Annotated in this window: 19 protein-coding genes; 6 read left to right on the top strand and 13 right to left on the bottom strand. The window is 56.3% G+C overall.

Annotation, left to right across the window (positions count from 1 at the left end; all coding sequences use genetic code 11):
* Positions 1–131 precede the first annotated feature (131 nt).
* From OE750_RS05015 to OE750_RS04995, 5 genes are read right to left on the bottom strand one after another with little or no spacing between them, the layout of a single operon-like run.
* A complete protein-coding gene (locus OE750_RS05015) occupies positions 132–305 on the bottom strand; it encodes a hypothetical protein (RefSeq protein ID WP_263762104.1) in 174 nt (57 codons plus the stop codon).
* Complete coding sequence (locus OE750_RS05010) at positions 298–453, bottom strand: hypothetical protein (protein ID WP_263762102.1); 156 nt, start codon at positions 451–453, stop codon at positions 298–300. Before OE750_RS05010 ends, OE750_RS05015 begins: the two co-directional genes overlap by 8 nt.
* Positions 437–961, bottom strand: a complete 525-nt coding sequence (locus OE750_RS05005) for a type II toxin-antitoxin system VapC family toxin (RefSeq protein ID WP_263762100.1) — start codon at positions 959–961, stop codon at positions 437–439. The genes OE750_RS05010 and OE750_RS05005 overlap by 17 nt, the downstream gene beginning before the upstream one ends.
* Positions 954–1,814: a hypothetical protein gene (locus OE750_RS05000; RefSeq protein ID WP_263762098.1), complete on the bottom strand. Its 861-nt coding sequence runs from the start codon at positions 1,812–1,814 to the stop codon at positions 954–956. The genes OE750_RS05005 and OE750_RS05000 overlap by 8 nt, the downstream gene beginning before the upstream one ends.
* A gap of 23 nt (positions 1,815–1,837) precedes the next feature.
* Entirely contained in the window at positions 1,838–2,788 is a 951-nt protein-coding gene (locus tag OE750_RS04995; protein ID WP_263762096.1) for an IS1595 family transposase, read from the bottom strand.
* 115 nt (positions 2,789–2,903) lie between these two features.
* Between OE750_RS04995 and OE750_RS04990 the strand changes: the two genes are divergently transcribed.
* The 4 genes from OE750_RS04990 to OE750_RS04975 all read left to right on the top strand — a co-directional run bounded on the left by OE750_RS04990 (position 2,904) and on the right by OE750_RS04975 (position 9,567).
* On the top strand, positions 2,904–4,682 hold the full coding sequence (locus tag OE750_RS04990; RefSeq protein WP_263762094.1) for an ATP-binding protein: 1,779 nt from the start codon (positions 2,904–2,906) through the stop codon (positions 4,680–4,682).
* Positions 4,679–6,004 (top strand): sigma-54 dependent transcriptional regulator, encoded by a 1,326-nt coding sequence (locus tag OE750_RS04985; RefSeq protein ID WP_318527982.1) that lies wholly within the window; start codon positions 4,679–4,681, stop codon positions 6,002–6,004. Before OE750_RS04990 ends, OE750_RS04985 begins: the two co-directional genes overlap by 4 nt.
* Positions 6,005–6,237: 233 nt before the next feature.
* A complete protein-coding gene (locus OE750_RS04980; protein ID WP_263762090.1) occupies positions 6,238–7,218 on the top strand; it encodes a TAXI family TRAP transporter solute-binding subunit in 981 nt (326 codons plus the stop codon).
* Positions 7,219–7,341: 123 nt separating this feature from the next.
* Entirely contained in the window at positions 7,342–9,567 is a 2,226-nt protein-coding gene (locus OE750_RS04975; protein WP_263762088.1) for a TRAP transporter permease, read from the top strand.
* 60 nt (positions 9,568–9,627) lie between these two features.
* Here the strand turns inward: OE750_RS04975 and arsJ are convergent, their stop codons facing one another.
* From arsJ to OE750_RS04935, 8 genes are all read right to left on the bottom strand, one after another.
* A complete protein-coding gene (arsJ, locus tag OE750_RS04970; RefSeq protein ID WP_263762086.1) occupies positions 9,628–10,884 on the bottom strand; it encodes an organoarsenical effux MFS transporter ArsJ in 1,257 nt (418 codons plus the stop codon).
* Positions 10,881–11,879 (bottom strand): ArsJ-associated glyceraldehyde-3-phosphate dehydrogenase, encoded by a 999-nt coding sequence (locus OE750_RS04965; protein WP_263762084.1) that lies wholly within the window; start codon positions 11,877–11,879, stop codon positions 10,881–10,883. Before OE750_RS04965 ends, arsJ begins: the two co-directional genes overlap by 4 nt.
* Positions 11,880–11,892: 13 nt before the next feature.
* Entirely contained in the window at positions 11,893–12,726 is an 834-nt protein-coding gene (locus OE750_RS04960) for a metalloregulator ArsR/SmtB family transcription factor (RefSeq protein WP_263762082.1), read from the bottom strand.
* Positions 12,727–12,811: 85 nt separating this feature from the next.
* Positions 12,812–13,339 carry a GNAT family N-acetyltransferase gene (locus OE750_RS04955; protein WP_263762080.1) on the bottom strand — a complete coding sequence of 176 codons (528 nt, stop codon included), beginning with the start codon at positions 13,337–13,339 and terminating at the stop codon, positions 12,812–12,814.
* A 33-nt stretch (positions 13,340–13,372) separates the two neighbouring features.
* Positions 13,373–14,689 carry an aspartate aminotransferase family protein gene (locus tag OE750_RS04950; protein WP_263762078.1) on the bottom strand — a complete coding sequence of 439 codons (1,317 nt, stop codon included), beginning with the start codon at positions 14,687–14,689 and terminating at the stop codon, positions 13,373–13,375.
* Between the two features lie 6 nt (positions 14,690–14,695).
* Positions 14,696–15,757, bottom strand: coding sequence for a phosphotransferase (locus OE750_RS04945; RefSeq protein WP_263762076.1), 1,062 nt, complete (start codon positions 15,755–15,757; stop codon positions 14,696–14,698).
* Positions 15,758–15,854: 97 nt separating this feature from the next.
* Positions 15,855–17,417 (bottom strand): acetolactate synthase large subunit, encoded by a 1,563-nt coding sequence (locus OE750_RS04940; protein ID WP_263762074.1) that lies wholly within the window; start codon positions 17,415–17,417, stop codon positions 15,855–15,857.
* Positions 17,414–18,445 (bottom strand): histone deacetylase family protein, encoded by a 1,032-nt coding sequence (locus OE750_RS04935; RefSeq protein WP_263762072.1) that lies wholly within the window; start codon positions 18,443–18,445, stop codon positions 17,414–17,416. The genes OE750_RS04940 and OE750_RS04935 overlap by 4 nt, the downstream gene beginning before the upstream one ends.
* Before the next feature lie 123 nt (positions 18,446–18,568).
* Here OE750_RS04935 and OE750_RS04930 point away from each other — a divergent pair, with 123 nt between their 5' ends.
* Both OE750_RS04930 and OE750_RS04925 read left to right on the top strand, forming a co-directional pair.
* Positions 18,569–19,225 (top strand): GntR family transcriptional regulator, encoded by a 657-nt coding sequence (locus OE750_RS04930; RefSeq protein WP_263762070.1) that lies wholly within the window; start codon positions 18,569–18,571, stop codon positions 19,223–19,225.
* A 108-nt stretch (positions 19,226–19,333) separates the two neighbouring features.
* Complete coding sequence (locus OE750_RS04925; protein WP_263762068.1) at positions 19,334–20,899, top strand: ABC transporter substrate-binding protein; 1,566 nt, start codon at positions 19,334–19,336, stop codon at positions 20,897–20,899.
* Positions 20,900–20,949 lie beyond the last annotated feature (50 nt).

The following is a 20,949-nucleotide window of genomic DNA, read 5'->3' as shown; positions in this document are numbered from 1 at the left end:
ACCGCGCTATTGTTTTAGCGCTGTTGATCATGGCTACCTTACGCAAACCTTACGGGCCGCGCAGAGGCCGGAAACGTGCTGATTTTCAAGGTGGCTTTAAATTAGGCGATATTATACTTGGCAAACCAAATCTAACTAAAGACGCCAAATAGCGCCAAGATAAAAATTGCCGGTGGGGTTAAGCCAATCACCCAAGCAAGCGCCTCATGTCCATTGTCAGCAGCTTTTACACCTGCGGCAAACCATCCGAAAAGAAACGCACCAGCAAGCACGATCCTTCCTATCTGCAGAGCTAAATCATCCATCTTTTGAACTTCTTGATTTTCCCGTTGCCGCCTTGGCTTTTGCAATCTTTTTCAGATCAGCGTTGAACTTCGCTTCGTCCTCGTCGCACTCAAGCTGACGGGCCGTTTCTTCAAAGCGTTCACGCTGGGTTTTAGTCTTCTCTTTCATCTTCATCCCCTTCAAACAGTGGGCCAAGGGGCAAACCCTCCGACGGCTTGCATATCTTTAAAGGTTTCCCGTCCGCACCTGGAACTAAGCCATCAAGTTGCAGTATGCCTCTATCGAATGTGTGCAATTCTGTGACCTTTGCCCTTATTGCAGAAGCCAGATGTATTGAGTCTGGCGGCTTAAGGCTAACTAGTCCGCTCGCTTGCATGGTCTGCGCTCGCCTTCCAATCGACATATCTACGGGAACAACAAGGATATAGGATTTTTCAAAGAATGCTGGGAGGTTGTCCAACGGACTTTCTCTTACATTTGGGTTCTTGCAAACCTCTGCTAAAGTGAAAGCAGAGGTTACAATTTCCAGTGATTTATTATTCGCCTGATCTAGAACTTCTAGGCATTTAGCGAAACGGTTTTCTAGAGTTCCATCCTTGCCCAAAACGGACTTCTCTTGATTGATGTAGGCAATCCAAGTGCACGCATCCCAATAAACCCAAGGCAACTTAGCCATCACGACGTAACTCCTCTAGGTACTCACTGGCCTCAAGCCCACCAGTGAAATCGGGCGCTACGATACTAGCGTAATCAGGTAACCCCGCATCGGCTTCAAAGACGTGAACGCCATCAACATCAATGGAAGTTATTTGCTCCAAGTCTTTGAAGTGCATCATGCCGTGAACTCGAACCCTTAAGCCCTTTAGAACTTCGGAAACCTCAAAATGTCCTATTCTATCCAAGCCATCTTCGTCAGATATACACTTCACGACTTGACCATCTAGGCGAGATTTCAGCCAGACTATTGGTCGCCCAAATCCGTCCAATTCCACTTTGGAAATAAATCCCTCCAAAGACCCTAATTCCCGATGGGAAATGGGTGCAGGCCGTTTCGCCGCATCGAGTCTTTTTACAATATCACGAGCCGCGCTTGGTGTGGCATTTAGTATTGGAGCATCTTCATAGGCCCCGAAGTCCACTACGGTTGTCGCCAACCCATTTGTCACTCGTGCATAGACTTTTGCTGCGCGATCCAAGACTTGATCAGTGAAAAATGGGGGCCTCTCACCAGTCTGTGCAATCTTTTGGAACCCTAAAGCAGTTGCGCGCACGACCTTCTCAGCGCGCATATCAATATTCATGGCGTGCTGTTTTGGTGTAGGAGTTACCTCAATGGTAAGAGGAGAGTTTTTAGTCGCGTTTGTAACCCGCCAAACAATCTCGCTACTACTGGTATCAGAAACTGCGCTCTCAACTTCGCGTAGAACGTAGACAAAATCTTGAATCTGAGACAAAAGGTCTTCGACCGTCGGGGCGTCTCCGCCTCGATGATCTGTACCGCTGACTGTGATTTTAATTGGCTTTGTCATTTTCTGCGCTTTCTGCGCAGATTCTACGCGCCCAATGAGTCCCTGTACAGAACTCGTTTTCCTACAACACCGAAAAGTGCGTTATTTGCACGGCCTAAATCGTTCACGCCATTGGCGATGCGATTATTGTAACGGAACTCAAATTCTGCCGCATAACGATGAAGATGGCGTTTATTGCAGTGCTGATAGACGCCCTTCATGCCGCGTTTAAAGATGCTGAAATACCCCTCAACGGTATTCGTGTGGACAACGCCACGGCCATACTCGCCTTTACTGTGAGTAGTAAAGTCATGGTCAGCAAAATGCTTGCCGAGCTTGGAATACTGACGCGCTTCGTCAGTGTAAACGACGGCCTCCTCGGCAATGTTTTCGCGCAAGATGGGCAGTAGGGTAGAAACCTTGAGGTCTTTCACCACAATGGACTTAGCGCGGCCTGTAGAGCGGTCAACAAGCGTTAGGAGCTTGTTCTTATGATCACCACCGCGCGCAGTTGGGCTTTTCTCATGCTGTTTGCCGATGAATGTTTCATCGACCTCAACAGTGCCGCCGCCAGCGCCAAAATCAACGATCGTATCGTCGCGCATAGCTTCGCGGATGCGGTGGGACATAAACCATGCGGTCTTGACTGTTACGCCCAGAGTGCGGTGCAGCTGGTGGCTGCTAATGCCCTTCTTGCTGCTGGTCATAAGGTAGATTGCTTGCAGCCACAGGTTCAGCTTTACGTGACTGCTCTCAAATATCGTGCCAATGCGCACAGTGAACTGCTTGCCACAGTCTTTGCATTTCTTGAGGCCGTGACGCTCAACGCCTTCGGGATTCTTTTTGGATGGCTTAGAGCGAACACCTTTAAGGGCATAAGCGTTGTTGACCACGCCGCAAGCGGGGCAAACAGGCCCTTCCGGCCAAAGCATACCCTCAACGTGCGCAAACGCTGCGGCTTCGTTGTGCATGTAAGGGGCGGACAGTGCGGACATTGGTGAACCTCGTTTCTATACACTATAGATACGAAATAGCCATTGGTTTGTCAAGTATAACATCGCCTTAAATTAGGCATTGCCAACAAGTTGCTGCCGTCAGCATAATTGCACCGTGCTTTTGTCCCGTCGCAACACATTTGCTTTTATCGCCAGTCTTGTGGCAGCCGCAGTTTTTGCGGGGGTCATGGCGTTGCCTTCGCTGGAGCGGCATTACTTCCGACAGCAGGCAGAGCAGGACACTGTGCCGCTGAAGCTTGCCGCCGAGAGCCTGCGTGCCGCGATTGACCGTTATGCGCCTTTGCCAGCCCTGATTGCCGAGCGCGGTATATTGGCCGAGCTTTTGACAGAGCCTGACAATGCGCAGCTTTTGGCGCAGGTAAATGAAGACCTGCGCCAGACAGCAACTGCTGTGCGGGCCTCGGATGTGTTTTTGATGGACATCACCGGCAAGACGCTTGCGGCGGCTTCGTATCGTCAGCCCATGAGCTTTGTGGGGCGAAACTTCAGCTATCGCGCCTATTTTTCCCAAGCGCTTGAAGGTGCGCTTTCGAGCTTTCAGGTGCACGGCACCACAACGGGTGAACACGGGTATTTCTACGCCGCTCCTGTGGAAGACGGAACGCGGATTGTCGGTGTGCTTGCCGTCAAGTTTAACATTGATGCATTCGAGAGTGTCTGGCGTGGTGCGGACAGCGATTTTATCGTGACGGACCGCAACGATTTTATTCTCATGTCCTCGCGGCCTGACTGGCACTTTAGGGCGATGCGGCCTTTGAGCGAGCGGACCCATCAGGTTATTGCGCAATATTTACAGTATCCGATTGACCGGATCGAACGGCTGCCGATTACCACATATGATCTCAGCGATACTGCGCAGTACGTGGATGTTGAGACGGGGCAAACCGAGGGGCTGGTTATGACGCGGCTGCATTTGCCGGATTACGACTGGACGATCGCCTCGCTCTCGCCCACCACGCTTGCGACGCTGAACGCCGTGCGCACGCTTTTGCTTGTCGAGCTGAGTGTGCTTTTGCTTCTGGCGGGGCTTCTGGCCTTTATGTTGAAGCGAGGGCGGCAGAGAGAAGCTTTTGTGCGGGAGCAGAGGGCCAAGCGGGCGCTGGAAGATGCGGTGACAAGCCGCACCGCCGATTTGCGCCGCGCTTTGGCAGACCTTGAGCGCACCCAGATGGACCTTGTTCAGGCGGGAAAGCTGGCGGGATTGGGGAAGATGTCGGCGGCTTTATCACATGAATTGAACCAGCCGCTTGCCGCCGTGAAAGCCTATGCAGACAATGCGCGCGCTTTTCTGAAGCGTAAGGATACTGCGCAGGCCGACGAGAACCTTGAGAGCATATCTAAGATGGCCGACAGGATGGCCACGATTTCGACCCATCTGCGCAACTTTGCCCGCCGCCCGCAACAGGCCACACGGCCTTTGCTTTTGAACACGGTGGTGCAGGATGCGATTGCGGTTCTGGATGTGAGGCTGGCAACGGGCGGCGGGCGGATTGAGTATACACCACCTAAGGCGGATGTGTGGGTGATTGGCGGGCATGTGCGGTTGCAACAGGTGATCCTGAACCTGCTCAACAATGCTTTGGATGCAATGGCGGAGCAGAGCGCACCTGTTGTCAGGGTGACTGTATCGGGCACGAGTGTTCTGGTGCGCGATACGGGGCCGGGGATTGGCGAGGAAATCAGCCAGCAGATGTTTGATCCTTTCTTCACCACCAAGTCACCCGGCAACGGCCTTGGCCTTGGCTTGTCGATTTCTTATAATATCGTGAATGACTTTGGCGGCACGCTTGCAGCGCGCAACCACCCTGAAGGCGGGGCCGAGTTTTCGGTGACGTTGCAGGCGGCCACCCCTGAAGAGATAGCGGCTCAATAATGCAGACTGTGCTTTTTGTAGATGATGAGGAAGAGCTGCGCAAAGCGGGCGCCCAGACGCTGATGCTTGCCGATCTGCCTGCCGCTGTGTTCGGGCGGGCCGAGGAGGCTTTGGCCAAGATCAGCCGCGGGTATGACGGGGTGCTGGTGACCGATATTCGCATGCCAGACAAAGACGGGCTTTGGCTGATGCGGCAGGTGTTGGAGATTGACCCCGAGTTTCCCGTGATCCTGATCACAGGGCATGGTGATGTGGAGCTTGCGGTGCAGTCCATGCGTGAGGGAGCCTATGATTTTATCGGGAAGCCGTTTGCGCCCGCGCGGCTTGTGAGCACTGTGCAGCACGCTTTGGAAAAGCGGCGACTGACACTGGAGAACCGTCATCTGAAGCGCGAAGCGGGCGGGCGCGACAAGCTGGAGGCGCGGTTGATTGGCCGCTCTGATGCCGCTGTTGCGCTGCGCAAAAAGGTGCGGGCGATTGCGGCAACAGATGCCGACGTTTTGGTGACGGGGCCAACGGGTGCGGGCAAGGATGTGGTGGCGCGCGCGCTGCATGATTTGTCAGAGCGCGGGCGGCACCCGTTTGTGCATATCAACTGCGCGGCCTTGCCTGCCAATCTTGTCGAGACAGAGCTGTTTGGCCACGAGGCCGGGGCCTTTCCCGGCGCGATGCGGGCGCGGTATGGCAAGTTTGAATATGCCCGTCAGGGCACGGTGTTTCTGGACGAGATAGACAGTCTGCCTGTTGCGGTGCAGGCGAAGCTTTTGCACGCCATCCAGAACCGCGAAGTTTGCAGGCTGGGCTCGAACGATCCTGTGGCTTTGGACATCCGCATAGTTGCTGCGGTGAAGACCGATCTTGAGGCCGCAGTTGCGGAGGGGAGCTTTCGGGCCGATCTGCTCTATCGGTTGAATGTTGTGACTGTTGACGTTCTGCCACTGAGCGAACGGCGCAATGATATTCCCTCGCTGTTTCTCAACCTCGCTGCGCAGGCGGCTGCGCGTTATTCAAAGCCGATGCCCGATGTGCCGGAGCACGTTCTTTTGCAACTTGCCACGCAGGACTGGCCCGGAAATGTGCGAGAGCTGCGCAATGCGGCGGACAGGTTTGTGCTTGGGCTTGACCCTGTTGCAGCCGTTTCGGCGGAAGCGGCTGGTGTGACGCTGGCGCAGGGCGTTGCGGCGCATGAAAAATCGCTTATTATGGCGTGTCTGACGGCGCATCAGGGGCGCTTGAAGCCAACATATGAGGCCTTGGGGCTGTCGCGCAAGACGCTCTATGAGAAGATGCAGAAGCACGGGCTTTCGAAGCCGGATGCCTAAACGTGACTCTTGCTTGTGTATTATGTTACGTTTTTGACCCAAGTTATTAACGGTTTGTTCCCATTGTGACCCAAAAGCGGTGTATGGTAGAAATTGATAGCGCTAACAATCCTATGGTGCAGTTGATCCTGTGGTGCGATTGCTGTCTGCAATATTCAAATCATAGCGCTTTGGCGTTTGGTTTGGAGGCTGGCCAGGGAGAGGCTAGCTAATCTTAGTGGAGGAAAACCTAAATGAAACTTGTAACACTTATTGCAACAACAGCACTCACAGCATCGGCTGTATTTGCTGAAGAAGACCGCAGCGATTGGCCGACGAGCTTTACTGTGGGCACAGCCTCACAGGGGGGCACATATTTTGCCTATGGTTCCGGCTGGGCGAACCTTGTTGCGGAAGAGCTTGGCCTGACGGGCGGTGGCGAAGTCACCGGCGGACCAATGCAGAACATGGCACTTGTGCACACGGGCGACGCGCAGTTCGGTATGACCACAATGGGTCCTGCTGCTGAATCAATCGCCGGCACAAACCCTATCGCGCCTGGCCTTGAAATGACCAAAGCCTGCGCGATGTTCCCTATGTATCAGACACCGTTTTCTGTGACGGCGCTGACATCTTCAGGCATCACATCCATCGACAGCATCCCTGACGGCGCGCGTATCGGCTTTGGCCCTGCGGGCTCGACATCGGACACATACTTCCCGCGCATGATGGACGAGCTGGGGGTAAACTACGAGCGCCGCAACGGCGGTTGGGCTGACCTTGGTGGCCAGCTTCAGGACGGCTTGCTGGACGTGATCGCGTTTGCCGCGGGTGTTCCTGTGCCTGCTGTGAGCCAGCTTGAAGTGCAAACGGAAGTGAACATCATCGAGTTTACCGAAGAAGAGCAGGCCAAGCTTATGGCGGCCTTCCCTGTTTCGGGCTTTGACATTGGCGCAGGTGTTTACACCACACTTGAAAAAGATGCGCGTTCTGTTTCGATGTGGAACTTTGCGATTGCGAACTGCGACCTGCCTGCCAGCTTTGTGAAAGCGGCTGTGGATGTTGTTATGTCTGACAACGAGCGCATGGTGAACATTCACCGCGCGGCGCGTTCATCGACACCTGACAACTGGACCAAGAACGCAGGCGTTTTGCCTTGGCACCCCGGTGCGGCAGAGTGGTTCACTGAAAATGCTGGTGCAGAAATTCCTGCCGACCAGATTTACGGTAACTAAGAGCTGAAGAAGATCGGGGCTGCGTATCACACGCGGCCCCTTGACCTTCGATCATTCCAAAAATTGCTCGTGCTGAAAGCTGTCTGATGACGGCAGGGTTTTGGCCTGAAACGGAGCTATACCATGAACACCGATACACCAAATGAAGACCTTACGGACGGCCCTATTCTTGCGCAGGGGGTTGATGATGAACCTGTTGAACACAACCGCCGTATTTTTCACGGTTGGACGTATTTGGCCATTGCGGGTATTTCGGGGTTTTATGCTCTGTTTCACATGGCGGCGCTGAACGGCTGGTCTATCAACAGCTGGACGGGTGTAAGCATTCCGGGGCTGCCTGTTTTTCCGATGGAAACATGGAATTTCCGCATTGTGCATATTGCCGGTGCGTTGATCCTCGGGTTTCTTTTGTATTCTGCGCGCGATTTTCCTGACCGCGACACAGACACCAAACATCCGATTGATTACATAACTTACCTTGTCATGTTGCCAGCGCTTTATGCGTGTTACACAGCGCTGAGCTTTGGCAACCAGATTGCCAATGGTGTGATGTGGAACGGGATGGATGCGGGTATTCGCAATGCCGAGACCTATCACTACGGCATCCCCCTATTGGTGGCGACAGCGCTGGGTATTGTGCTGGGCTGGATACGGCCCCGTGTGCGCGGCAGTATTGCGCCCGCTGATCTTGTCCTTTCCGTTTGTGCCGTGGCGGTTGCGATTTATCTCGTCACGATTTTCGGCACTTTGATGCGCAACTCGACGGGCACACCCTTTGCGCCTATCGGCATGAGCCTTGCGGCTGTTGCGGGCACTGCGCTGATTATGGAGCTGACGCGCCGTGTGGCGGGTTTGGCTTTGATCATCATTGCGGGGTTTTTCCTTGTTTATGTGTTTGTCGGTGACATGCTGCCAAGCTTTCTGAACGCGCCTGACATTACGTGGCAGCGCTTCTTTAGCCAGGTTTACACCGATGCAGGTATTCTCGGGCCGACAACGGCTGTGTCCTCGACCTACATCATTTTGTTCATCATTTTTGCGGCCTTTCTTCAGGCCTCGAAAGTGGGTGATTACTTTGTGAACTTTGCCTTTGCGGCGGCTGGCCGTGCGCGGGGCGGGCCTGCTAAAGTGTCGATCTTTGCTTCGGGCTTGATGGGCATGATCAACGGCACATCGGCGGGCAATGTTGTTGCCACCGGCTCGCTTACGATCCCTTTGATGAAGAAGGTGGGCTACAAGCCGACAACGGCAGGTGCTGTTGAAGCGGCGGCCTCGACGGGCGGGCAGATCATGCCGCCGATCATGGGCGCGGGTGCGTTTATCATGGCCGAGATCACGGGTATTCCCTACACCGATATTGCGATTGCCGCGATCATTCCGGCGGTGCTTTACTTTGTGTCGATCTACTTCATGGTTGATTTCGAAGCGGCCAAACTGGGCATGCGCGGGATGCGTGAAGAAGAGCTGCCAAAGTTCCGTGATATGATACGTCAGGTGTTTCTGTTCCTGCCGATCATCATTCTCATTGTCGCTCTGTTCATGGGCTATTCGGTGATCCGCGCAGGCACTTTGGCGACAGCCTCGGCTGCTGTTGTCAGCTGGCTGACGCCCTACCGTATGGGGATACGCTCGGTCTCGAAGGCGTTTGAGTTGGCGGGGACAATGTCGGTCCAGATTATTGCTGTGTGTGCCTGTGCGGGTATCATCGTCGGGGTCATCTCGCTGACAGGTGTGGGCGCGCGGTTCTCTTCTGTGCTGCTCGATATTGCTGATGCAAACCAGCTTCTGGCGTTGTTTTTTGCGATGTGTATCTCGATCCTGTTGGGCATGGGGATGCCGACAACGGCGGCTTATGCTGTTGCGGCATCTGTTGTTGCGCCCGGGTTGATCCAGCTTGGCATTCCTGCTCTGACCGCTCACTTCTTTGTCTTCTACTTTGCGGTTGTCTCGGCGATTACGCCGCCTGTTGCGCTGGCGAGTTATGCGGCGGCGGGTATTTCGGGGGCCAACCCGATGTCGACATCTGTGGCGTCGTTCAAGATCGGGATTTCGGCCTTCATCGTCCCGTTCATGTTTTTCTATAACGGCGCGTTGCTGTTTGATGGAGCCTGGTATGAAATCTTGCGGGCCGGTGCGACGGCTGTGTTCGGGGTGTTCCTGCTTTCGTCGGGCGTGCAGGGCTGGTGGGTTGGTGACCGTGCCGGAGCGCCCATCCGCATTGCGCTTATCGTTGTGGCGCTCTTTATGATTGAGGGCAGTCTTTTGTCTGATGTTGTCGGGGTCGCGGGGGCAGTCGGTCTGTTTCTGATTGCCAGAGCCATGCGGCCGAAAGGCCGTGCTTCTGCCTGAGGGAGACACAGTTACTTAAAGTTGAGAGGCCACCGCACATAAGGGCGCGGTGGCCTTTTTCTATGGCATACGGAGTTGGGCTGTGGTCAGCCAGCTTAGAGCCAGCATGAGCGCCGCAGTTGCGAGGCAGAGGGCGAGGCCGCCGAGTTGATAGGTGAAACCGGAGAGCACGGTGCCGGCAAGGCGACCCGCTGCGTTGGACATGTAGTAAAATCCGACATCCATCGTGACGCGCTTTGCATCGGTGAAGCTGAGGATGAGAAACGAATGCAGCGCGGAGTTGACCGCGAAGACACCGCCAAAGACAAGGAGGCCCAGCACGATTGTTGCGGTGAGCAGGGGCGAGGGGCCAGCGGACAGCCACACCAGAGCGGCAAGCGATGCGGGGATGACGATGAGGGCTGCGACCCAGATTTTGGCTTGGACGAGGATATCGGCATTGGAACGTGATGTTGCGCGAAGGATGCGCGGCGCCCAGCCCTGGACTACGCCATAGAGGATTGTCCAAACGGCCATGAATGAGCCGATCATGAAAAATGTGGTGCGGTTGCCCGCTTCGCTGCCGTCGGAGAGCACCGCGTAGAAATAGATCGGGATGCCGACGACAAACCACACATCGCGGGCGCCGAAGAGGAACAGACGCGCAGCGCTGAGCCAGTTGATGTTGCGGTTTATGGAGAGAACTTCGGAGAATTTTGCATCCTTGCGGCCCACAGGCAGGCCCGTGGGCATACCGATGACAACGCCGACCAGAATGAGAAAGAGGATCGTGGCCATTGTGAGGACCGAGGGGCCGAAGCCGAAGAGCCCCAGCACCGCCGCGCCGAGCAGGAAACCCGCGCCTTTGACTGCGTTTTTTGAACCTGTGAGAAGCGCTACCCAGCGGAAGAGGCCGCCATTTTCTGTGGGAGCGAGGATTTTGACGGCGCTTTTCGAGCTCATCTTAGCGAGATCTTTGGCAACGCCGGATGCGCCTTGCACCAGCATCACGAAGATGACCGAGGCGGTGGCGCTCCACGCGGGATCAAGCCGTGCCAAGGCGAGCAGCGCCAGAATTTGCAGGGAGAGGCCTGCGTAAAGCGTTGAGGTGAGGCCGAAGCGTGCGGCGATCCAGCCTGCGGAGAGGTTGGTGACCACCCCTGCAATTTCATAAAGCACAAACAGGTAAGCGAGCTGCACAGGCGAGAAGCCGAGCGTGTGAAAGTGCAAAAGCACCAGCATCCGCAGTGCACCATCGGTGAGCATGAAGGCCCAGTAAGCTGCCGTTACGGTGATGTAGGCGGCGAAGCCTGCGGGGCGTTCCGGAGCCTGTGTCACAGAGATGCGCCGACCATGAGAGCAACATCAATCAGGCGGTAGGCATAGCCGTATTCATTATCATACCAAGCGTAAACTTTCACCTGCGTGCCGTTGATGACCATGGTTGAGGGCGCATCGATGATGCTGCTGCGTTTGTCATTGGTGTAGTCCGACGAGACCAGCGGCCGTGTTTCAAAGCCGAGGATGCCTTTCAGCGGGCCATCGGCAGCGGCTTTGAACAGCGCGTTCACCTCTTCGACCGTTGTTTCGCGCTCCATTTCAAACACGCAATCCGTGATCGAGGCATTGAGAAGCGGCACGCGGACGGCGTGCCCATTTAGTTTGCCCTTAAGCTCGGGGTAGATGAGCGTGATCGCTGTTGCGGAGCCTGTTGTAGTGGGAATGAGGTTTGTCAGAGCCGAGCGGGCGCGGCGCAGATCTTTGGCGGGGCGGTCAATGATTGTCTGGGTGTTGGTGACGTCATGGATGGTTGTGATAGAGCCGTGCTTGATACCGATACCTTCGAGTAGCACTTTTACCACGGGCGCGAGGCAGTTGGTTGTGCAGCTTGCGGCTGTTACGATCTGGTGGGTGTCGGGATCGTAGCTATCATCGTTGACGCCGACCACGATATTGGCCGTGGGGCCGTCTTTTACAGGGGCGGAGACGACCACTTTTTTCACGCCAGCTGCGAAGTATGGCGCGAGTTTTGCCTCGGTTTTGAAAGCACCTGTACAATCAATCACTACATCGACGCCTTCAAGCGGAAGCTCTTGCAAGTTGCGGGTTTGAGTGACGGGAATTCGGGTTCCGTCAATGCTGACAGAGGTGTCATCAGAGGAAAAGGAAGCAGGCCAGCGGCCGTGAACAGAATCAAACTCGAGCAGGTGCGCGTGCATGGCGGGGTCGCCCACGGCATCGTTGATAAAGGCGACTTTTGCGCCGCTTTCCAGAAGCGGGCGCAGGGCGAGTTTGCCCATGCGGCCGAGGCCGTTGATTGCGTAGGTTGTCATGTTGCGAAATCCTCTATGAGGGTTTTTTACCGATGGCATCAACGCGGGTTTGGAGCGTTGCACGGTCGAGGGCCTGGAACGGCAGGGAGGTGAAGGCGGTGATCCTGTTGTGCAGCGCGCCGTAGGCTTGCTGAAAGGCGAGGCGCTTTTCAGCATCTGTGCCTTGGGCTTTGACGGGGTCGGGCATGCCCCAATGGCCCGAGACGGGCTGGCCCTGCCATGCGGCGCATTCCTCATTGGCGGCAAGGTCACAGACGGTAAAGACAAAGTCCATTTGCGGCGCATCGGAACCTTGAAATCCGGTCAGGTTTTTGGAGCGTAGCGGGGACACATCATGCCCCTTTGATTTCAGCATTTCAACGGCGAAGGGGTTGAGCGCGGAACGGTATGCTGTGCCTGCCGAGTAGGCGGTGAACCTGTCACCGGCCATGTCGCGCAGGATCGTTTCGGCAAAGATCGAGCGGGCAGAGTTGCCCGTGCAGATGAAGAGGACGTTGAATTTTTGGTCCGACACAGGAGGGAAGCTTTCGAGGATGCCCGAGAAGTGAGGCGGGCAGAGATCGGTGCGGCCTTGGCAGCAATCAAGCACAAGACCTGCGATAACAGCGCGGGTGGCGTTGAGATTGACTGTGTAGAGCAGGCGCGTGCCGTCGCGGCGCTGGGTGATAAGGCCAGCCTGTGTGAGCGCCGCGAGATAGACCGAGGCGGTGCTGGGCTTGAGCGCCAGCACCTGCGCTATTTCGCCTGCGGGAAGCTCATCAGGGCAGCGCCGCATGAGAAGGCGGAATACGGCCATTCTCTGCGGATGACTGAGGGCGGCAAGTTGATCCGTTAGCAATATTTCCATAATTTATGAAATATGGAAACATTAAAATTTGGTCAAGTGGATTTAGCGTGTGCGGTTTCACGTAGCTTCAACATTGTTGATCGTTTCAGGGTATTTCGCGTAAACTGGCTGTATCTGCTGTAAGAGCGTTGGCCTTCAGGGCGTCTGGCGTGAACCTGAAAATAGTCATGTCATCGACGCTGTAGGCGCCGAGGCCTCTGTAAAACGCAATGGCGGGAGTATTCCAATCCAGGCATCCCCATTCGAGGAACAGGCAGCCGCGCTCCAGAGCTAGCTTACTGAGATAGGCCCACATGAGTTTGCCAAACCCGAGGTGGCGGACATCTGTATCAACCAGAAAGCCATCGACATAGAGCCCCGAACGGCCTGTGAAGGCGGATGATTTCTGACAGAAATAGAGAAAGCCTATGACCTGTCCTTTGTAGATGCCGAAGATGGCCTCTCCCAGACTCTCATCAAGCAGGCGTTTGATATCCGGGGCTGTTGCAGTGATTTTGTCGGCCATTTTCTGGTATGTGCCGAGCTTTTTCATGTAGTCGACGACAAGGGCGGCATCTTCGCCTGTGGCGTGGCGAATGCGGAAATCGGGGTTGGGTGTAATTGAATTTAGCATGTGTTCAGACAGTTTTATGGTGAGCGATGTGGGTTATTGCGGATTAGCGGCGTTAAAGGCTGCGTCGACGGTATCGAGAAAGAACTGCGCTTCAGGCTGTTGCAAGACGAGGGGGGGGCGGATTTTGAGGATGTTTCCATCGGGACCGGTTGCGCTGATGAGCACGCCGTTCTGGCGCAGGTGATTCACGACGAAGCTGGCCAATGTGGCGTTTGGTGCACCGTTTGAAACACACTCTACCGCGAGAAAAAGCCCTGCGCCGCGCACATCGCTGATGGCTATGTGCCGCGTGGCGATGTCAGAGAGACCCTGTTTGACGAAAGTGCCCATGTGCTGCGAATTGCTTTGGAGGGCCTCCTCTTCGATGACATCGAGAACGGCCATTCCTGCGGCTGCGGCTACAGGGTTGCCTCCGAAGGTGTTGAAGTAGCGCGCACGCTCCCCGAATTCCTTGATAATTTCCGGGCGCATGGCGACACCTGCGAGGGGAAACCCGTTGCCCATCGGCTTGCCCATGGTGACGATGTCAGGCACGAGACCATGGCGCTGGAAGCCCCAGAAGGCACTGCCTGTGCGGGCAAAGCCTGCCTGAACTTCGTCGGCAATGAAAAGGCCACCTTCGGCGCGGATCAGATCAACTGCGGGCTTTAGAAAGCCGACTGGATCGGGGTAGAGGCCATCGCTGGAGAACAACGTATCGACAAGGAGCGCTGCGGGTTCGACCCCGTCGGCGCGCATGTCGGCAATGGCCTTGGCCAGATTGGTGGCAAACAGCGCGCCTTGGTCTTCTGGCGGCACATGTAGCGGATTTGGCGCATCTATCAGCCGCACACGGGGGCCGCGCGGCACAAACTCGCCTAGCGAGGGAGACAGCTCGGACACGGCTTCGGTGAGGCCATGATAGGCGAGGCGGGTGACGATGACGCCTTGCCGCCGCGTGTAGCTACGGGTGAGGCGGAGCGCGAGGTCGTTTGCTTCGGAGCCTGTGCAGGTGAACATCATGTGGCCCAGTGCGTCGGGCAGTGTTGCCAGAAGCCGCTCGGCATAGGTGACGACATCTTCGTGCAGGTAGCGGGTGTGGGTGTTGAGCACGCCAAGCTGTTGTGAAATTGCCTGCACAACGCGCGGATGGCAGTGCCCCACGGAGGCGACATTGTTGTAGGCGTCGAGATATTTCTTGCCGTGTTTGTCCCAGAGCCAGACACCCTCGCTGCGCACAATATGCAACGGCTCTTCGTAGAACAGGCGATAGGCTGGCCCCAGCGCTTTGGTACGGCGTGCAATGAGCGCTTTATCTTCAGGATCAAGATTTTTGTCGGCGGTGGCGTTGTAGGCGTTAACCATGGTCATGGCGGGTTACTCCGTTCGGGCGGCGGCGTGCAGAGCCTCTATGGTGGTTGCATCTCCGATGTGGTCGAGTGCATCCATGCCGCGCAAGCAGGCAGCGGCGTTGCGTAAGATGTAGCTGGCATTTTCGGGATAGCGCCGGGCGCGTGAAGCGCCGATGGCCAGCGTTGTGGCGTGGCGTAAGCGGATGAGATCGGGCAGAAGCGCGACCTCTTCGCGCTCGAGCGGCAGCTTGCCGGCATAGCCTGTGACCATTTCGCAGATATGGCTCAGGGCGCTTGCGCCTTCGCCGATCTGGTATGAGCAGGCGATGGCCAGATCGCAAGCAATGGGCGTATGCACGATATCACCAAAGTCGATCAGCCCGATGGGGTGCGTGCCTGTCGGGCTGTTGATCAGGACATTGTGCGGGTTGAAATCATTGTGCACAACCTGGGCGCGCAGGCGCGGCAGGCGGGGGGCTATTTCGGCATCGAAGCGGTCAAGTATGGTCATGAGACGGGTGCGGAGGCTTGTGTCTTGTACCGCGTCCAGCATAGGCCGAAGGCTTGCGGCCTGTTTGATATCCCATTGCAGAACATGGCCAGCCGCAGGGTGAAAGAACCCGCGCAAACCCAGTGTGACCCGTGCAAGAAATGCGCCAAGTTCGTGGTGCAGGCCTGCCCCCGGGGCGGCACTGCTCAGGATGGTTCCGCCAAGGAATGACATGAGTCGCACAACATGGCTCTGACCGTTGGCGGCTGTTACAATTTCGCTCGCGTTGCCAGCAAGGCTGGCGCAAATGCGCTGGACGGGCAGTGAGGGATCGGTTGCTGCGAGGTGCATCAGGGCGGCTGTCTGCATATCGGTAACGGCGCGGTCTTCGACCGCGTTGGTGATTTTCAGGAGAGCCTCCTCGCCAGAGGAGAGCGTGATGAGAAAATTCGCATCCTTCTCTGCCGCCAAGGGCCGGATGCTGCCCACAACCCCATAGAGATGCTGCGCAAGCTCTGCTGCCTCGGCGGGAGAGAACAGGGGCGGATCGTGGGCGAGGAGATCGGCTTTATCGGCGCAATCTGTTTCAGCACTCATGACCATGGCAGGGGGCAAGCCACCCGGTTGTCTGACGGTTGCGCCCCTCATCTTTTGATGCCTTCGGATGTGCAACACTGGAAGATGAGAATTATCATCAGAGCGCTGCTTCAATAAGGTAGGGGCCGGGCTCCTTTGTGGCGTCGGCGATTGCTTGCATCAGGTCTTTCACGTCTTCAACCCGCCGCCCCGGAACGCCCATGCCTTTGGCCATTGCGACAAAGTCGAGGTTGGGGCGATCAAGGTTCAACATGCTGAGAGCATCCGGGCCGGGCTGTGCGCCGACGTTGTGCAACTCGCCCTTGAGAATTTCGTAAGAACGGTTGGAGAGGATGATTGTTGTGACGTTCGAGCCTTCGCGCGCCTGCGTCCAGAGACCTTGAATAGTATACATCGCGGAGCCGTCGGCCTGTAGAGTGATAACGGGACGGTCGGGGCAGGCTATGGCAGCACCTGCGGAGAGCGGAATACCTATGCCGATAGAGCCGCCTGTGAGGGCCAGCCATGAATTGGGGGCGGCGGTGTTGCCTGCGGGGTAGAGGGCTGCGCCCGAAGTGACCGCCTCATCAATGATAATGGCGTGATCGGGCAGAGCGTTGGCGAGAGCAGCACCGATGTTATCAAGCGTGATAGCTCCCGCTTGTGGAACGGGAAGCGGAGCAGCATCCTGCGGCTTGCCGCCGGTTGCGCCGATACGATCGGCCAGCGCTGCCAGAGCGGCGGGGCCATCGCCTTCGACGCCCGCGAGCGTGACGATGTTGCAACCCACCGGCAGCAAGAGACTTGGCTTGCCAGGATAGGCGAAGAACGCCACGGGCGGAACAGTTTCAACGAGAATGGCGCGGGAGTAGGGCGCGAGACATTCTATTGCCAGATTGATCGGGTAGGGGATTTTTGAAATGGCAAAGCGGCCTGCTCCCCGCTCTATTCTGCGGTTTGATGTGGGTGCAAGAACGTCAACACCCGCTTTCTCGGAAATGCCTTGGAGCAGGGCGAGCGCATCGGGGTTTTCGAGCACCGAATTGCCCGCGATGATCACGGTTTTCTCGCCGCTCTCCAGCGCGTTGATAGCCGCGTTCAGGGCGACCTCATCGAGCGGGACAGGGTCTTGAGGTGCTATCACATCGGCCATTTTTCCGCCTGCATCCCAGCCGATATCGGCTGGGGCGATCAGGGTTGCGATTTTGTTGGGTTTGCTTTTGGCCACGGACAAAGCTGTCATGGCATCGGCGGCGAAGCTACCTGCATCGCGCCCCGAGCGCACCCAATCACTGAAAGGCGCGCAGGCGCCTGCAACATCGGCTGAGAGGGGGGCATCGTATTGCTGATGACGCAAGGCGTGATCACCGACAAGGTTGACCATCGGCACACGTGCCTTTCGGGCGTTGTGCAGGTTGGCGGCGGCATTGGCGAAGCCGGGGGCGAGATGCAGCAAGGTGACAGCGGGCTTGCCAGCCATGCGGGCATAGCCATCGGCGGCCCCTGTCACGACCCCTTCGAAGAGGCCCAGAACGCAGTGCATAAGTTTGGTGCGATCGAGCGCATCGACGAATTGCATTTCGGATGTACCCGGGTTGGCGAAGCAAACGTCAACGCCGCCTGCGTGCAGGCTGCGCACAACGCTTTCTGCGCCGTTCATTTCCTTGGGTGCGGTGCTCATTCTGCTGTTTCCTTACGAAAGGTGGTGAGGAAGGATTTGGCATTGTCGGCCAGAGACGGGCCAAGATATCCGCCCTCCTGAACGAGTGCTGTTGGAAGGTTGAGGGCCGCAAGGCGGCGGGCCATTTCGGCGAAGCCTTCTGGGTAGACGGCAACGGCGGCCAAAGGATCATCGGCGGCCATGTCGAAGCCGAGCGAGACCACGAGTGCCTCGGCTCCGAAATCACGAATGGCCGCGATACCTTTTTCGAGTGCGGCCAGAACATCGTCCTGGCTTGCGCCTTGCTCCAGCAGGATGTTGAGCGAGGTGCCTTCCCCTTCTCCTTCGCCTGTTTCATCGGCATGGCCGAGATAGAAGGTGGGGTAGGTAGCAGGGTCGGGATGCAGTGAGCAGAAGAAAATGTCGCCGCGCTCGTAGAGGATATCAAGCGAGCCGTTGCCGGTGTGAACGTCGATGTCTATCAGCGCGACTTTTTTGAACTTTTGCGTGAGGTGGTTGGCCGCGATGGAGGCGTTGTTAAAGAAGCAGAAGCCGTTGGCACAATCCCGCATCGCGTGATGCCCTGGCGGGCGGCATAGCGCATAGGCTGCGCGGGCTCCTGACATGACGGCTTCGGCGGCTTCAACTGCGGTTTGAGCCGACCAATACATGGCTTGCCATGACCCTTCTGTAAGGGGTGTTGACGTATCTGTCATCCACCAACCCAGCTGGCCGTGAACATCCTTGGGCTCTTTACCGCGTCGCAGGCCGGGGTGCATCGTCGGGATGGCCAAAGCCTCGGTGCCTGCGCTTGCAACGAATCGGGCGTGCGCATCGGGGAGAAAATCGACATAATCGGGATTGTGCACAGCCTTGATCGGAGCGAGGCCGTGATCGGCGGGTTTGGATATTTCGAAGCCTTCATTCTTGAGCATGTCGCGCAAAATTTCGGCGCGCCGGGGCTGTTCCTGATGCGGCATGGCGGCACCGCGGCGAAAATAATGTGTCGGCGCGTGGAGCAGTTGACGCTCGTCGAAAAAGACCTTCATTCTGTATCCTGTGGGCTGGAGTGGTTTCGGAAAAGCATTACAGTTTTGATTTGCAGGAGCAACAACATTGATGCATGATGCATCAAAATAAGATGCGAAACGCCGTTCAGACCCAAAGGTAAAATGGACCAGATCAATCAAGCTTCTATGGGGGATGTTATCTATGACAGGGTCAGTCAGGACCTTGTCAGCGGGAAGTTACGGCCGAATCAAAAAATAACAATCAGGGGGCTTGCTGAGTCACTCGGGACCAGCTCGACCCCTGTGAGGGACGCCGTGCAGCGCCTCTTGCGAGGTGAAGCTCTGGTTCAACACTCGATGCGCGACGTGCGTGTGCCTGTGTTGACGGATGTTCAGTATCTGGAGATTGCTCGTATCCGATGTGAGCTTGAGGGGCTTGCGGCGGCCTGCGCTGCCGAGTTGGCGGATGCCAAGGATATTGCGCGTCTGAAAAAGATTATTGCACGCGACGAAGCGGCGGCCAAAAGCGGGCGCTGGGGCAAGGCTGTAGAGTATAACCAGCAGTTTCATTTTGCTTTGGCAGAGATTGCAGACATGCCTGTGCTGCTGGGCATTCTGAGCCGCCTGTGGCTGCGTATGGGGCCGCTGATTGCGGGATATTATGCGCGTAACAAGGTTGAGTTGGTGCGAAACCATCGTAACATTGTGGCGGCCTGCGAGGCGCGTGATCCTGCGGCGGCGGCTGCCGCGATGCGAGCTGATATCGAAGATGCAAGGGAAGGTATGCTGGCTTATATCGAAACATTTACCACGGAATAGAGAGACACGGGTTAATGCCTGAAGAAGACATTTGCCCGGTGCTGAAGGAAAAATACTAAAGTGAACCTTCAGAAAAAGACGACCAACAATAACCAACGGGGAAAACAAATGCTTAAACCTATCAATTTGGCGGCCGCCCTACTGGCGCTGTCGCTTGCCAGTCCGCTGGCAGCGCAAGATGGTGAGCCGCAATCAGGCGGGACACTTAATGTTGTCATTCAGCCCGAGCCGCCCAGCCTGATGCTTGGCCTTGTTCAGAACGGCCCAACACAGATGGTTGGGGGGGACATTTACGAAAGCCTCCTGCGCTATGATTTTGACCTGAAGCCCGAGGGGCAGTTGGCGGAATCATGGGAGATTTCGGAAGATGGTAAGACCTACACGTTCAAGCTGCGTCAGGGTGTAACCTTCCATGACGGCACGCCGTTTACTTCGGCGGATGTGGAATTTTCGATGGACAAGTTCCTGCGTGAGAGCCACTCGCGTATGCGCACCTATATGGAGCATGTCGAAAGCATCGAGACGCCTGACGAACACACTGTAGTGTTTAATCTGAAGCAGCCGTTTGGCCCTTTCATCGGTATCTTCGAGCCCGGAACGGCGCCGATGATTCCGAAACATATCTATGAAGGCACCGACTTTGCCACCAACGAGGCGAACAACACGCCTATTGGCACCGGCCCCTTCAAGTTCGACAAGTGGGAAAAGGGTAGCTTTATCCACCTTGTGAAGAACGAAGACTACTACATGGAAGGCAAGCCTTATGTGAATGAGGTTTATTACCATGTGATTCCGGATGCGGCTTCGCGTGCGGTTGCTTACGAGACCGGCAAGGTTGATGTGTTGCCCGGCGGCTCTGTCGAGAACTTCGATGTATCGCGGATTCAGGCGATGGAAAATACCTGCATTACGGACAAGGGCTGGGAGTATTTCGGGCCGCTGTCGTGGATGTGGGTGAACATGAACAACAAGCCGCTGGATGATGTGAATGTGCGCCGTGCGATTATGCATGCCGTCGATCGCAACTTTGCCAAAGACGCGCTCTGGAACGGTTTGGGCAAGGTCGCGACTGGTCCGTTTACGTCATCGACACGGTTCTGGGATGGTGACACACCTGACATTTCCTATGACCCTGAAAAGGCCAAAGCACTGTTGGCAGACAGCAGCTATAACGGCGAGAAGATCCGCATCCTGGGCCTGCCTTATGGCGAGACATGGCAGCGTTGGGCCGAGGCGGTCAAACAGAACCTGAGCGAGATCGGTATGGACACCGAGATTGTGCCCTCGGATGTGGCGGGTTGGAACCAGAAAATTTCCGACCGCGATTTTGATCTGGCATTTACATATCTCTACCAATACGGCGACCCGGCACTTGGTGTGTCACGCAGCTACATGGGCAGCAATGCTGCCCCCGGTTCACCCTGGAACAACGTTGCCAACTATCAGAACCCCGAAACGGACAAAATGTTCGAAGAAGCGGCGCTGATGGCGAACCCTGATGACCGTAAGGCGGCCTATAAGACAATTCAGGATCAGATTGTGTCGGACGTTCCGAATATATGGCTGCTGGAGCTTGGCTTCCCGACGATCTACCGTTGCAACATCAAGAACCCGGTTAACACGGCCTTTGGCGTGAATGACGGCTTCCGCGATGTATGGATCGATACGAAGTAAGGGCAAACGCCTGAAAACCCGGGCCGCCTATGTGGCCCGGGAATTACGCA

The sequence above is a fragment of the Lentibacter sp. XHP0401 genome, from assembly GCF_025751535.1.
In the GTDB taxonomy this organism is placed as follows: domain Bacteria; phylum Pseudomonadota; class Alphaproteobacteria; order Rhodobacterales; family Rhodobacteraceae; genus Lentibacter.
Note: the sequence above shows the minus strand (reverse complement) of the source record. Positions and strands in the feature narration are given on the sequence as shown.